The sequence below is a fragment of the Dyadobacter pollutisoli genome (genome assembly GCF_026625565.1).
GTDB lineage: Bacteria > Bacteroidota > Bacteroidia > Cytophagales > Spirosomataceae > Dyadobacter > Dyadobacter pollutisoli.
The window spans coordinates 7,256,182-7,269,518 of the sequence record NZ_CP112998.1 but is presented as its reverse complement, the minus strand read 5'-3'; the positions used below and the strand labels follow the sequence as shown (position 1 = coordinate 7,269,518).

The window sequence follows — 13,337 nt, the reverse complement described above, 5'->3', positions numbered from 1 at the left end:
CTTTATAAAATTCCTATTCAACTTCCGTTATAATGATCTGCCTGCGCCGATTCCCCCTAGTTGCCATAGTTCTTCTGCTCCTATCCTGCCACCGCGGTTGCGCGCAAAACGGAGTCACCATCCCCATCGAAACCAGAGAGAATGCGTTGGTCATTCAAATGGACAAGGACAACCATCCAGGTATTATTTACTTTGGGAAGAAGCTTAGTAAAGCCTCCGACTATGCATTGATTTCTTCACAAAGCCGCCAGAGAGATGGCAATGCCGGTATTTATAATTCTGCTTACACGCCAGCAGGTTCCTGGAATGTGTCCGAACCGGCGCTTCAAATAACCCATTCAGACGGCAATCCTTCCCTCGACCTGATTTACGTTAGCCATAAGGCGGTCAAAGAAAATGACAACACGACATTGACCAGCATCCAGTTGAAAGATCCTGTATATGCTGTTCAGGTGACTTTGCATTACAGGACATTCGCTCAGGAAAATGTAGTGGAACAATGGAGCGAGATCAAAAGTGCTGAAAAAGGGCAGATCACGTTGCAAAAGTACGCCTCCGCCAACCTCTATTTTGTTGCAAAAGATTTCTACCTGACCCATTATAACGGTACCTGGGCCAGGGAAATGAATCCCGAGGAAGAGCATTTAACTGCCGGGATCAGGGTTTTGGATTCCAAACTAGGCACGAGAGCGAACCTCTTCCAGCCACCGAGTTTCATGGTTTCTTTCGATAAACCCGCTACTGAAACCGAAGGAAAAGTAATGTTGGGTACACTGGCCTGGTCCGGCAACTTCCGTATGGATTTTGAGGTTGATTCTTACCATAATCTGCGCCTCATTGCCGGGATCAACAATTATGCTTCCGAATATCCACTCAGTTCCAATCAGGAATTTAAGACTCCTTCATTCATTTACACATTCTCAGAAAACGGCAAAGGAGAGGCCAGCCGCAACCTGCACAACTGGGCGAGAAAATACAGGATTCTGGACGGAGAGGGTTCACGGCTTACATTGCTCAACAACTGGGAGGCTACCTATTTCGATTTCAATGAAGAAAAGCTTTCGGGATTATTCAAAGATGGCAAAAAACTGGGCGTGGACTTGTTCCTGCTCGACGATGGCTGGTTTGCCAACAAATATCCTCGCAATAACGATGGCGCAGGACTGGGTGACTGGCAGGAAAATGTCAAAAAACTGCCGCACGGCATTGGATACTTGGTTAAAGAAGCCAAAAACGCCGGCATCAAATTCGGTATCTGGGTAGAGCCTGAAATGGTCAACCCGAAAAGTGAATTGTACGAAAAGCATCCCGACTGGGTGATCAAGCAGCCGCAGCGCCCGGAACATTATATGCGTAACCAGCTTCCTCTTGACCTTTCCAATCCGGAGGTACAGACCTTTGTTTACGGCATTCTGGATAAGCTTTTTACCGAAAATCCTGAAATCGCTTACATCAAATGGGACTGTAATGCGATCACATTCAATGCATATTCTGCCTATTTGGAAAAGAGCAAGCAGAAGCAATCGCAGCTTTACGTGGATTATGTAAAAGGCCTATATAAGGTCTTGGAAAAGCTGCGGGCCAAATATCCGAAGGTTCCGATGATGCTTTGCTCCGGTGGCGGCGGTCGTGTGGATTATGAAGCATTGAAATATTTCACAGAATTCTGGCCAAGCGACAATACAGATCCATTGGAAAGAATATTCATGCAGTGGGAGTACTCCTACTTTTACCCGGCCATCACACACAGTGCCCACGTCACGGACTGGGGCAAACAGCCGCTCAAATTCCGTACTGACGTGGCGATGATGGGGAAATTGGGGTATGACATTGTAGTAAGTCATTTGAACGAAAAAGACCTGAAATTCAGTCAGCAGGCTGTTGCTACCTACAATTCGATCAAAGATGTGGTATGGCAGGGCGACCTTTACCGGCTGGTTGACCCCAAGCAAAATGATTTCGCTTCCCTGATGTTCTCGACCAAAAACAAAGATCGGGCGATCCTGTTTTCATACCTCACCGGAAACCGCAATGGCGCAGGTTCTGACATTCCTTTCAGATTACAAGGTTTGAACCCTGCCAAGCAATACAAGGTAAAGGAGCTGAATCTCTATCCGGAAACCAGAACCGCAATCAAAGAAGACCAGACCTACTCCGGCGAATTCCTGATGACAGCAGGTTTCAATCCCGCAGTAAGCGCGAGACGGACGAGTGTTATTATTGAGATTGTGGCTGTGGATTGAGTATTATAAAATCATGCTGAAAATGTCATCCAGCTCCCTGTCAGTTATATTTTCTTTCTCTGATTTATCGTAAATACTCGAAAGATATACTGTGTTTTGAAGAATTTTTACATAGGTAATGATTCTTACTCCGCCAGATTTTCCTTTTCCTTTTGAGGAAAAGGCCCAGCGTATTTTGTAAAAATTATTACCCAGTGGTGTACCCTCATCTGGTTTGGTTTCAAGATGTGAAATCAAATCGGCCAGGTCCTTTTTTAAGGATGGATGTTTCTTTGCAAGTCTCTTAGCTTGCTTGTCAAAAAGTGGGATAGAGAGTATGTTATAACTCATTCAGCAGATCTTTTGCTGAACGGGCTTTTAGTTTCCCTTGCTCAACCATCTTCAATTGAACAAGTGCTTCTTTAATTTCAGACAGAATTTGTTCTTTCGAAGGTTCCTCATATTCCAGAACTTCAAGATCCTTGTATTGTTTTTTTAGATCATTCCATTCATTGATCGGAATGTAAACTCCCGTCGTCTTCCCCTTGCTGTCGTGTATGACTTGTAGTCTCATGGTCGTTTCAGTTCGTTTCTCCAAGTATCAAAAAAATACTTCCTATTTCAAATAAACCCCTTCTTCTTCCGGCCTGCTTAGTACTACCTGAACGTGTTCCGTCAGTGTGGTGCTGAGCGAATATCCTACGTAGTCAGCATGGACCGGAAACAGGTGATGGCTACGATCTACGACCACCGCTACCTGAACCTTTTTCATACGCACTTTCAGGAATGGTTCCAATGCGAAAGCTAATGTTCGTCCGGTATTTAGCACATCATCAGCCACGATAATGACCTGATTCTCGACATTAACCTCCTTATCGAACAGAATGGGGCTTTGGAAATGTATATTTTTATCAAAACGCAGTTCGATCAATTGAACGTCTAGCGGAGAAATGTCCATCAGTTCTGTTGCCAGCCGTTGAGCAAAAGCATAACCTTCCCCCGCAATTCCAGCTATAATGATGCCGGTTTCTTCGAAATTCTGCTCGTAAATTTCAAAAGCGATACGACGAATTTTCTGGCCCGTCTGATGAGGGCTGAGTATCTGGCGCCGCGAAATAGTGCTGTTATCGGTCATTGAATGCATTCGTTGATAAATCAGGGTAAAGATAAAATTAAGAATAGAATCTCTACGCTATTGACTCAGCAAAATTCTTCAACCACTGCGCCATTACCAATTCATGTGTCCGTAGTTCAAGGCTCGCAATGCCCAGCGCCACTTTGGTAGCTCCTATCCGCTCGACGCGGAGCTCCATTAAAGCCTGATCGTATATTTTGGGAAATTCAGGGTGCGCCTGTACACCAACCATTCGCGCACCAACCTGAAACATCGCAACGGGACAGTCAGGCGTGGAGGCCAGCAATGTACTATCGGGAGGCAGCTTCATAACCTGGTCCTGGCACATCATCAACAAATTAACAGCCGGTAATGCAGGTACCATCCAGCTGCGATGCTGTACCATTTGAAAAGTATGAACACCTACACACCAGCCCACTTCTGATTTTTCAACCTTGCCGCCCAATGCTTCTGCAAGCATTTGATGACCAAAACAGACACCCAGGTATACTTTATCCGATTGATGGATTTGTTTCAAAAAATCCTTCAACTCCGAAATCCATTCTTCATCATCATAAACCGACGACTTTGAACCCGTGCATATATACACATCACATTCGCTCACGGAGGCAGGAAAATGTCCGTTACAAACATCGTAGAAACTAAACTCCCATTCCGGCGCGACAACCGAAAACAATGCCGGAAACATCTCTCGATAATCTCCGGCAATATCCAATAATTCGCTTCTCACATGGTCACATTCCAGCAGCCCTACTTTCATGCAGAATTATGCGTTGATTTTTAAATGAAATGACTTTGGCCTCGTCAATGCCTCGTATCCAACGGTTGACAATGTACATCCTCTTCCTGAATTCTTAACTCCTGTCCAAGCCAGGGCAGGATCCAGGTAATCGCAGCGGTTCATAAACCATGTGCCCGTTTCAACCTGCTCACCTATTTGCAAAGCAGCATCGATATCAGTCGTCCAAATAGATGCAGTAAGCCCGTACTGGCTGTCATTCATCAGCTGAATAGCCTCCTCGTCACCGCTCACAGGCATTATACCCACCACCGGCGCGAAAGTTTCCTCCGTCATTACTTCCATCGAATGATTGACATTGACCAAAACCTGCGGGGCCAGATAAGGAGTGCCTGACTGGTGTGAAGGAAAAAGCTGAGTATCAATAAGGGCAGTTGCGCCTTGTGCTATCGCCTCGTCAATTTGTTTTTGGGCAAATGCGGCTGCAGAAGTCCTCACCATCGGGCCCAATGTAGTCTCGCTATTGGTCGGGTCGCCTAATGTGTAAGTTTTGGTCAGTTCAGCAAAAGCGCTCACAAACTCCTCATACACATTCTGATGCACATAAATACGTTCAATTCCGCAGCACGATTGCCCCGAGTTAAAGAACGAGCCATCTACCAGATTTTCAACAGCATCTGCCAGGTTAGCGTCCGCACGGACATAGGCAGGGTCTTTGCCTCCCAATTCCAGACCACCAATGATAAATCTCTCGTTAATAGCCTTCTGCACCGCATGCCCGCCTTCCACAGAACCGGTAAAAGCTACATAATCAATGCGTTGGTCGCCAATAACCTGCGCTACCTGATCGTGGCTCAAATGCAGATACTGAAAAACACCTTCTGGCAAACCTGCATATTCAAAAGCCGCCGCATAACGTTCAGCACACAACGGGGTTTGCTGCGCATGTTTCAGTATCACCGCATTTCCCGACATAATTGCAGGGATAACCGAGTTCACTGAAGTCAGGTAGGGGTAATTCCAGGGAGCTACCACGAATACTACGCCCAATGGATCGCGGCGGATAAAACGCTTAAAACCCGGAATTTCGTCCACTTCAACGTCCGCCAAAGCCTTACCTGCGACGGAGATCATATAATTGGCACGTTCCTGAAAACCTTTACGGATTTCATTGGCGGTGTAACGTACCGGGCGTCCCATTTGCCAGGTCAGTTCCAGGCCAATTTCGTCAGCATTGTTTAAGAAATATTCGAGTGCTTTCCGGCATACCGCCTCACGCTCGGCCAACGAAGTTTTACGCCACTCCTTCTGTGCAGCTACTGCCTTATTTAATGCTGTTTCAACCGCTGCGGCATCAGCCAGCGTACGTTCAACGTACACCGAGCCGTCAATCGGACTGATCGTTTTTTGAGTCGACATAGTTTTTGGGAGAAGAAATGAGATTTCTTCTTGCTCTAAATTAAAGTGGTGTTACGTATGCAGAAGTGATACCTCCGTCAACCAAAAAGTCTGTTCCGGTAACAAATGACGACTCGTCCGACGCCAGGAACAATGCTGCATAAGCCATTTCTTTTGCCTCACCGAACCTGCCCATAGGAATGTGAACGAGGCGGCGTTGTTTCTTTTCTTCGGTGTTCAAAAATTTCATCAGCAGTTCGGTACGCAATGGCCCCGGGCATAATGCATTCACACGGATGTTCTCACGTGCGTGAATGATCGCGAGTTCACGTGTGAGAGCAAGCACGGCACCTTTACTCGCGGTATACGCCACCTGCGGAGTAGCCGCGCCGAGGATCGCTACGAACGAAGCCGTATTGATAATAGACCCGCCGCCTGCACGCTGCAATGCCGGTATGCCATATTTGCACCCTAGAAATACACCTTTCGCATTGATGTTCATAGTCAGGTCCCAGATCGCCTCTTCGGTAGTCATGGCGTTGTCATCGTCGCTGTGCATGATACCTGCGTTGTTGAAAATGATGTTCAACTTTCCGAACTTCTCTTCTGCAAACGCCACGGCCGCCTCGTTGTCGGCAGCTTTGGAAACATCAGAATGCAGAAAAAATGCTTCCCCGCCATTTTTGACAATTTCATCTGCCGTTTCCTGCCCGGCGGCATCATTTACATCAGTTACCACAATTTTGGCTCCTTCTTTTGCAAACAAAAGTGCTGTCTCGCGGCCAATTCCGCCACTACCACCAGTGATAAGGGCAACTTTATTTTCTAAACGCATCGGGTTTGTTTATTAACGGTTAATATGATTTATAGTAATTTGAGTTCGGTATTAGTTAAATTGACAAAGTGGAAATCGTCGGATAAAACCGCAAATTGGCGCTCATTTAATAGCATCCTACATTCGCACAAACAGGTGGCCCCGCTGGGGCCAAACATCCGATGATCAATCTTGCATTCTAGATACAGGGAGCCGCTCTGCGGCTAGCATTTTGCTCCGGAGGAGCATCCTAACCTTCATCTACAAAATCAAACAAATATTTTTCGTCAAATTCAATCTCGAATTTCTTTAAAAAATCAATGTATTCTTGTTGAAATTTCCTCTTCCGGTGATGCTCTTCCTGATTCAAAATGTATTTGACAACCGAGTCAATGTGCAAATGGGAATATGAGAACACACCGAATCCTTTCTGCCATTCAAATTTATACTTTGTCCATTGTTTTGCATTAATGAATTCGTTGCTTTCAACCTTAATTTCTTTAATGAATTCTGAAATTGAGTACGCAGGTTTAAACCCAACAAAAATGTGTACATGATCTGGCAGACAATGGACTGCCAGCATCTTCGCTTTTCGGTTTTGAACAAGGCCAGTGATGTATTTGTGCAATTCTTCTTTATGTTCCTTTGGAATTAGAGATTGTCTGTTTTTAACCGAAAAAACAAATTGCAGGTAAATTTTCGAATAAGTGTCTGCCATATTTTTTGATGATTAGTGTGTGACATTGAAATTATATAACAAGGAACCTTATCCGGCGTCTGTTGCAACATCTGCATTGCAATAAACAGGCGGCCCCGCCAGGGCCCAATACGAATAAATCAATTCCCCAATTCTACAAACAGGGAGCCGCTCTGCGGCTTGCATTTTGCTCCGGAGGAGCAACCTGTTTGTAGAAAAACGGTATGGTTTATGGATTTTTTGGCCCCGGCGGGGCCGCCTGTTTGTAAAACATCTCCCCGTTCTCCCATTCATATCTGTTCAAAATACCGCCTTCTTTCCCAATCCGTCACCGTAGTGTCGTAGGCTCTTTGTTCGGTTTTGAAAAAATGGGTATAATGGGCTACTACTTCGCTGCCGAATGTGTTTTTTGCAAATTCGCTATGCTCGAACAAAGCCGTCGCCTCGGCTAATGTATAGGGTACTCTCGGCAAATGCGCGGCGGCGTAAATGTCCCCGATGAAACATTCCGGCGGTTCAATTTTATTCTTAATTCCATCCAAACCCGAGCCCAGGGAAGCAGCAAAGGCCAGGTATGGATTACAATCCGCACCCGGAATCCTGCATTCAATGCGTAGGCTTGCCCCACTTCCCACCACCCGAAAACCCGCCGTACGATTATCATAGCTCCACGCAAGCCGCGTTGGCGCCCAGGAACCATCCACGAAACGCTTATATGAATTCACCGTCGGGGCGTAAAAAGGCATGACGTCAGGCACATGCTTGATCCAGCCACCCAAAAACCAACGAAACAGATCCGACCCTTTCACCGGGCCAAACTGCTGATCGCCTGCAAAAGCATTCTCTCCGTCCTTCCACAAACTCATATGAATGTGACTGCTGGAACCGGCCTGGTCGGTCGCGAACTTCGCCATGAATGTCACCGACAATCCCATCGCGTCAGCCACTTCCTTCATACATTGCTTGTAAACAATGTGGTTATCGGCCATAGGAAGCACTTCCGAATATTTTACATTCAATTCGTGCTGCCCCAACCCCCATTCTCCCTTGGAAGTTTCAACCGGTATACCCGAATTTTTCAGGTGTCTGCGGACTGCCGAAGTATACTTTTCATTCCGCGTTCCCTGCATAATATGGTAGTCTTCCAGGTAATATCCGGCAGGTGTCAAATTCTGGTAGCCCTGCTGAAATGCTTGCTTGTAGCTGTTTTCCAACAAGTAGTACTCCAATTCAGAAGCCGCAAAACATTGCATTCCGTCTGTTTCCAGGGCTGCAAGCTGTTTTTTGAGGATTGACCTTGGCGCAATGGATTCCAATGCATGCGATTTCTCATTATGCAGATCGCAAATGACGAGCGCTGTTTTTTCCAGCCAGTCGGCAATGCGTAATGTATTTAAATCGGGTACCAGATGAAAATCCCCGTAGCCCAGCTCCCAGTTGGCATACTCATAACCTGGTACCGGCTCCATGGCCATGTCCGTAGTCAGCAAATAATTGCATCCGTGCGTCCCGGATTTAAGTACCGATTCCAAAAAATAATCAGCGTCCACCCGCTTTCCCATGAGCCGCCCATAGTGGTCTGTGAAAGCGACAACAATGGTTTCGATCAAGCCCTCTCCAATTTTGGATTGAAGTTCTTCTTGGGTAAGGAATCCTTTTTTACTCATCAGAAAGGGTTAGTTTACAAGATTTATGTTAGCGCAATTTGTCTATTTTGGTATTCATCGGGAATTTCAGCAACACCTTTTTGCCAGATGCTTTTTCCAAAACCGGTGTCAGGATTTTCCTTGCATTCTCCTTTGTTTGATCTAATATTCCCATGTCCAGGGCTGATTTCTGGATCTGTTTTTCAGCCTGTTTGTATGCTTCCTGAACCAGTTTTCCTTCTTCATTGAAAGCGTATTCGGTGTTATAAACCTTTGATTTACTGTGATCTATTTTAAAAACACAAAGCTCAGGATCAGGCATGTGCACCACCAATGTTTCGTCGTCCGAGCTGATGTCCGCGATCACTATTTTGGTTAAATCCACACATCCTATCGCTTCTCCCTGTACAATAAGTACTGCCTTGGCATTGGGAAGCCACATTTTCACGATCTCTTCCTCTACCACATCCTTGAAATTGTACTTAACCAGTTCCAGCTTACCCATCGCGCTGATCTCCTGCAATACTACAGTGTGCATTGTTTCGGTTTTGTCTTCCCCGCTAAGCCAGTCAGGCATCAGGTTGCCGGAACGCAAATTAGTCCACAATGACTGGATACCTGCCAATAAAAAAATCAGAACCAGTAACTTTACCAACCACGAAATCAACCGCATATTATTTTTCAATTAAAGCAACTTCCTCCTCCACTTCCCGCGCCATACGTTGGGCAATGATACTAGCTGCAATGAGCTGCAATGCGTGGTAAAGCATAATAGGCAATAACATAATGCCTGCCTGAGCTCCTGAAAACAGCACTTTTGACATAACGGCACCTTGTACCAGTGATTTTTTAGAGCCACAAAATACAGCAGTTATCCGATCTTCCCGGGTAAATTCTAACAGACCGCCGATGAATGTCAGTAAAAAGTAAATCGCGAAAAACATCGCCAACATTCCCATCCCTAAAAATACAATTTCTTTTATTCCCAAAGAACTAAACAAATGCTCGCCAAAGGATTCACAGAACGAGGTATAGACGATCAGCAAAATGGAAGACTGATCAAAATAACGGATGTACTTTTTATGCTTTTCCGCGAAATGTCCCCACCGACTGTTCAGCACAATACCGGCAAATACCGGAAGTAATACTTGCAACGCCAACTTTCCGACTACCGAAAGCAGATCAAAATGCCCAGGACCGGCTTCCATTACCAATCCCATCCAAAATGGCGTAATAAAAACCCCGATCAGACTGGAAATGCTCGCATTGAAAATAGCTGCGGGAATGTTACCTTTTGCAATGGAAACCATCACGACGGAAGACGAAACTGTGGAAGGAAGCGAAGTCAGAAAAAAGATCGCAAGCCACATTGTTTGACTTTCGTCTGAGACAAACAATGGCCTGAAAGCCAAAGCGATCAACGGAAATAACAGGAATGTCGACAAATGTACCATCAAGTGCAGTTTCCAGTTGCCCAAGCCTGCACGTAGTTTTTCAGGACTGAGCCTTAATCCGTAAAAAAAGAATATGACCGAGACCGTATAAGTCGAAATCGTAGATAATGGAACAGGGCTTTCTTTCATGCCGGGATAAGGCCATAGCCACGCCAAAACGATCATTCCGATCAATGCCAGCATGAAACCGTCCAATCCCGCTTTTTTCGCCGTTTCAAAAATTTTAGTCATCTTTCCCGCATTTAATCATCCTCTTCCCATTGCCAGCTTCATTCTGCATATTAATACTTTACTTTGTAACCCTGACAAAATCGAGCAAATAACCTCTCAAAACCCGTCACATGATCTCCTTTTCGACAAGACAATGGTTGTTAACAGCATTACTAATCCTAAATATTATACCAACAGTGCAAGCACAATGGAAGTTGGTCTGGTCCGACGAATTTGACAAAGATGGTGCTATTGACCCTGCCGTTTGGCGGCCGGAACAAGGTTTTGTCCGAAACCATGAAGCGCAATGGTTCCAGGGCGAGAATGCCTATTGCAAAGGTGGCCTCCTGATTATTGAAGCAAAAAAAGAGAAGAAGAAAAACCCGAATTACGTCGCTGGGAGCAGTAATTGGAAGGAAAACAGAGAATATGCCGAGTACACTTCGGCCAGTATTATTACCCGTGGCAAGAAAAGCTGGCAGTACGGCCGCTTCGAAATGAAGGCCCGCATCGACACGCGGTCGGGTTTGTGGCCTGCATTCTGGACATTAGGCAACAAGGGTGAATGGCCCGACAATGGCGAAATCGACATCATGGAATTTTACCGTAATATGCTTCTTGCCAATTTGGCCTGGGGTTCCGCGGAGCAATATAAGCCTATCTGGAATTCGGTTAAAAAGCCGCTCAGCTCATTCAATGACCCTGAATGGTCCAATAAATTTCACGTCTGGCGAATGGATTGGGATGAAAACTCGATCGGTCTTTATGTCGATGACGTACTTCTTACTTCGCAGGATTTGTCAAAAACCATTAATGTCCGGGACAAGAGCATTCATCCGTTCCGTCATCCACATTATATTTTGCTGGGCATGGCCGTTGCAGGGGACAATGGCGGAGATCCATCCAAAACAACCTTTCCGGCAAAATTTGAAGTTGACTACGTGAGAGTTTATCAGAAACAGTAAAGGCTACCGGCCGATCAGGTCGGGCTTCCTGGATCGTAAATTCTTTCTGATATGCTTAGGGCTTTTCTTCCGTCTGCCCCACCAGATGACAAAACCCGTAACGGGTAAAGTAGCGCAGATCAGGCTGGCAAAGAACATCAGGATCTTTCCCGGAAGGCCCAGAATGGCACCGGTGTGAATATCGTAGTTCATCCGACGCAGTGTTTGTGCAAAATTGGCTTCGCTATACTTGCCGGTATAAGGCCCTTTTGCATCGATTTTTTTCAATGTATGCTGGTCAAAATAGGTATAGTCAACTTTGTAGTAAGTTCCTTCCCTGAAATTGACATAGGAGTAAATCGACTCGGATTTGAGCTGCGGGAATGAAATGTTGAGCCCTAAATGCTTCGGATATTCCCTTTGCAAAATATACCATGCCCGGTCGACAGCTTGCATAGGTTTTGAAACCGTGGAAACAACGGTCGTGTCTGACTTCGGATTGTAATAAACATCCGAACCTTCGCCGCCAGTAGCTGTATACAGCCCCTGAGAAAACCATTGAAAGCCCCAAACAAGACCTGTTACGGCCAATACCACACCAATTGACATGATGTAAAAACCAAATACATTATGCAGATCATAGTTTTTACGACGCCATGCTGCATTCCACTTGATCGAAAATCTTTGTTTCGCGGCGGATTTGTTCTTCGGCCACCACAATACCAGTCCGCTGATCATCATAACCAGAAAAATCAATGTGGCTGATGCTACTACGGGTTGTCCGATGGTTTCCGGAAGCCAGAGATAATAATGTCCGTGGAGTATAAAATGGAAGAAATCTCCGTCTTCATCCCAAACCTTCACTACTTTTCCGGTGTACTGATTAATGTAGACAACGTAGTAGTATTCGGGATCGGCATTATAAAAACCAACCTGCGCATTCCGGTTGGCAAGATCGTAAAGTACGCCGTTCGCTTTTTTTCCGGGGATCGCTTTTTCGGCATTAGCAGCCAGCACCGAAGGAGGCAACATTTTACCGGTGACAGGCCCGTCCACAAACATGTAAGGCTGTGTAAAACTCTTGATTTCCTGTTCAAATGCCAGAATGCAGCCCGTCAGGGAAATAACGATCACAATAACTCCCGAAGCCAGACCCAGGTAAAGATGCAGTTTACCAATCAGTTTTTTCATCCCTTATTACTTCAATTGCTTATTTAGACTCAATTAAAATACTAAGGTAATACGAAGATCACTAACTGCCAAAAGAAAAGCCTGCGCGGGGCAGGCTTTTATAATCAGAAGTCGTAGCGGTAAATGCCTTCCACCTTTGTTGTCGGCGGCATGTGGGTGAGGGTTTTTACCAGCCCATCGTGCAAGCTAAACACCCAACCGTGCAAATGCAGCTCCTGCCCCTGGTTCCACGCGCCTTGTACAATGCTCGTTTGAGCGAGGTTTTGCACCTGTTGGATCACGTTCAGTTCCACTAGTCGGTCGAAGCGTATTTTCTCGTCCTCAATGGCGTCCAGTTCGGAAGCGTATTTGTCGTAAACATCCTTGATATTATGCAGCCAGCGATTGATGAGACCCAGATCCTTATGCATCATCGAGGCTTTTACACCCCCGCATTGGTAATGTCCTACCACGAGTATGTGTCTCACTTTCAATACCTCCACTGCATATTGTAGCACACTGAGCATGTTCATATCGGTATGTACGACCAGGTTAGCGACGTTCCGATGTACAAACATTTCACCCGGCTGCGAGCCCGTCAGATCCTCAGCCGGCACGCGGCTATCGGAGCATCCGATCCAAAGGAAATCGGGTTTCTGGTCTTTCGACAGATTGTCAAAATACGTTTCGTCAACTTCGAGCTGCCGGGCTGCCCACGATTTATTAGCGGTTAATAGGCGGTTAATGAGTTCCATTTTGTAAATGATGGTTGAAGTACCAAAATAATGCAATCTATCACATATTCATTGAAACCGCGGCAATCTTTAAGTAGAAAAAATCCCTAATTTTGCACTCTTAAAATCAGGAATCGGTTTAGAATATAGTGCTATTTACATTACCAGCTAACA

The 13,337-nt window shown here is 45.6% G+C and carries 14 protein-coding genes; 2 read left to right on the top strand and 12 right to left on the bottom strand.

Features of this window, described 5'->3' with window-relative positions; translation table 11 throughout:
- Positions 1-32: 32 nt before the first annotated feature.
- Positions 33-2,243 carry an alpha-galactosidase gene (locus ON006_RS30250; RefSeq protein WP_244822133.1) on the top strand — a complete coding sequence of 737 codons (2,211 nt, stop codon included), beginning with the start codon at positions 33-35 and terminating at the stop codon, positions 2,241-2,243.
- 3 nt (positions 2,244-2,246) lie between these two features.
- On the opposite strand, the gene ON006_RS30245 is transcribed toward ON006_RS30250, so the two are convergent.
- The 10 genes from ON006_RS30245 to ON006_RS30200 all read right to left on the bottom strand — a co-directional run bounded on the left by ON006_RS30245 (position 2,247) and on the right by ON006_RS30200 (position 10,336).
- Positions 2,247-2,573: a type II toxin-antitoxin system RelE/ParE family toxin gene (locus ON006_RS30245; RefSeq protein ID WP_244822134.1), complete on the bottom strand. Its 327-nt coding sequence runs from the start codon at positions 2,571-2,573 to the stop codon at positions 2,247-2,249.
- Positions 2,563-2,796, bottom strand: coding sequence for a hypothetical protein (locus ON006_RS30240; protein ID WP_244822135.1), 234 nt, complete (start codon positions 2,794-2,796; stop codon positions 2,563-2,565). The genes ON006_RS30245 and ON006_RS30240 overlap by 11 nt, the downstream gene beginning before the upstream one ends.
- A 42-nt stretch (positions 2,797-2,838) precedes the next feature.
- On the bottom strand, positions 2,839-3,357 hold the full coding sequence (locus tag ON006_RS30235; protein WP_244822136.1) for a phosphoribosyltransferase family protein: 519 nt from the start codon (positions 3,355-3,357) through the stop codon (positions 2,839-2,841).
- Between the two features lie 52 nt (positions 3,358-3,409).
- Entirely contained in the window at positions 3,410-4,117 is a 708-nt protein-coding gene (locus ON006_RS30230) for a glutamine amidotransferase-related protein (protein ID WP_244822137.1), read from the bottom strand.
- 6 nt (positions 4,118-4,123) lie between these two features.
- Positions 4,124-5,515: an aldehyde dehydrogenase family protein gene (locus ON006_RS30225; RefSeq protein ID WP_244822138.1), complete on the bottom strand. Its 1,392-nt coding sequence runs from the start codon at positions 5,513-5,515 to the stop codon at positions 4,124-4,126.
- A gap of 40 nt (positions 5,516-5,555) precedes the next feature.
- Positions 5,556-6,329 (bottom strand): glucose 1-dehydrogenase, encoded by a 774-nt coding sequence (locus ON006_RS30220; protein WP_244822139.1) that lies wholly within the window; start codon positions 6,327-6,329, stop codon positions 5,556-5,558.
- A 229-nt stretch (positions 6,330-6,558) separates the two neighbouring features.
- On the bottom strand, positions 6,559-7,026 hold the full coding sequence (gene tnpA, locus ON006_RS30215) for an IS200/IS605 family transposase (RefSeq protein WP_244822140.1): 468 nt from the start codon (positions 7,024-7,026) through the stop codon (positions 6,559-6,561).
- Between the two features lie 269 nt (positions 7,027-7,295).
- On the bottom strand, positions 7,296-8,672 hold the full coding sequence (locus tag ON006_RS30210) for a glutamine synthetase family protein (protein WP_244822141.1): 1,377 nt from the start codon (positions 8,670-8,672) through the stop codon (positions 7,296-7,298).
- A gap of 28 nt (positions 8,673-8,700) precedes the next feature.
- The gene (locus tag ON006_RS30205) at positions 8,701-9,324 is read right to left on the bottom strand and encodes a DUF4230 domain-containing protein (RefSeq protein ID WP_244822142.1); all 624 of its coding nucleotides are present in this window, start codon (positions 9,322-9,324) and stop codon (positions 8,701-8,703) included.
- Between the two features lies 1 nt (position 9,325).
- A complete protein-coding gene (locus ON006_RS30200; RefSeq protein ID WP_244822143.1) occupies positions 9,326-10,336 on the bottom strand; it encodes a bile acid:sodium symporter family protein in 1,011 nt (336 codons plus the stop codon).
- 176 nt (positions 10,337-10,512) lie between these two features.
- On the opposite strand from ON006_RS30200, the gene ON006_RS30195 reads away from it, so the two are divergent.
- On the top strand, positions 10,513-11,280 hold the full coding sequence (locus ON006_RS30195) for a glycoside hydrolase family 16 protein (protein WP_267609931.1): 768 nt from the start codon (positions 10,513-10,515) through the stop codon (positions 11,278-11,280).
- A gap of 3 nt (positions 11,281-11,283) precedes the next feature.
- On the opposite strand, the gene ON006_RS30190 is transcribed toward ON006_RS30195, so the two are convergent.
- Both ON006_RS30190 and can read right to left on the bottom strand, forming a co-directional pair.
- Positions 11,284-12,450: a PepSY-associated TM helix domain-containing protein gene (locus tag ON006_RS30190; RefSeq protein ID WP_244822145.1), complete on the bottom strand. Its 1,167-nt coding sequence runs from the start codon at positions 12,448-12,450 to the stop codon at positions 11,284-11,286.
- A gap of 104 nt (positions 12,451-12,554) precedes the next feature.
- Positions 12,555-13,184: a carbonate dehydratase gene (gene can / locus ON006_RS30185; RefSeq protein WP_244822146.1), complete on the bottom strand. Its 630-nt coding sequence runs from the start codon at positions 13,182-13,184 to the stop codon at positions 12,555-12,557.
- Positions 13,185-13,337: the final 153 nt, after the last annotated feature.

Excerpts from the sequence above, each read along its gene's own strand:
- tnpA (WP_244822140.1), bottom strand. The coding sequence starts at position 7,026 with ATGGCAGACACTTATTCGAAAATTTACCTGCAATTTGTTTTTTCGGTT.
- ON006_RS30210 (WP_244822141.1), bottom strand. The coding sequence starts at position 8,672 with ATGAGTAAAAAAGGATTCCTTACCCAAGAAGAACTTCAATCCAAAATT.
- ON006_RS30245 (WP_244822134.1), bottom strand. The coding sequence starts at position 2,573 with ATGAGTTATAACATACTCTCTATCCCACTTTTTGACAAGCAAGCTAAG.
- ON006_RS30200 (WP_244822143.1), bottom strand. The coding sequence starts at position 10,336 with ATGACTAAAATTTTTGAAACGGCGAAAAAAGCGGGATTGGACGGTTTC.
- ON006_RS30250 (WP_244822133.1), top strand. The coding sequence starts at position 33 with ATGATCTGCCTGCGCCGATTCCCCCTAGTTGCCATAGTTCTTCTGCTC.
- ON006_RS30190 (WP_244822145.1), bottom strand. The coding sequence starts at position 12,450 with ATGAAAAAACTGATTGGTAAACTGCATCTTTACCTGGGTCTGGCTTCG.
- ON006_RS30220 (WP_244822139.1), bottom strand. The coding sequence starts at position 6,329 with ATGCGTTTAGAAAATAAAGTTGCCCTTATCACTGGTGGTAGTGGCGGA.
- ON006_RS30225 (WP_244822138.1), bottom strand. The coding sequence starts at position 5,515 with ATGTCGACTCAAAAAACGATCAGTCCGATTGACGGCTCGGTGTACGTT.
- ON006_RS30240 (WP_244822135.1), bottom strand. The coding sequence starts at position 2,796 with ATGAGACTACAAGTCATACACGACAGCAAGGGGAAGACGACGGGAGTT.
- ON006_RS30235 (WP_244822136.1), bottom strand. The coding sequence starts at position 3,357 with ATGACCGATAACAGCACTATTTCGCGGCGCCAGATACTCAGCCCTCAT.
- can (WP_244822146.1), bottom strand. The coding sequence starts at position 13,184 with ATGGAACTCATTAACCGCCTATTAACCGCTAATAAATCGTGGGCAGCC.
- ON006_RS30230 (WP_244822137.1), bottom strand. The coding sequence starts at position 4,117 with ATGAAAGTAGGGCTGCTGGAATGTGACCATGTGAGAAGCGAATTATTG.
- ON006_RS30205 (WP_244822142.1), bottom strand. The coding sequence starts at position 9,324 with ATGCGGTTGATTTCGTGGTTGGTAAAGTTACTGGTTCTGATTTTTTTA.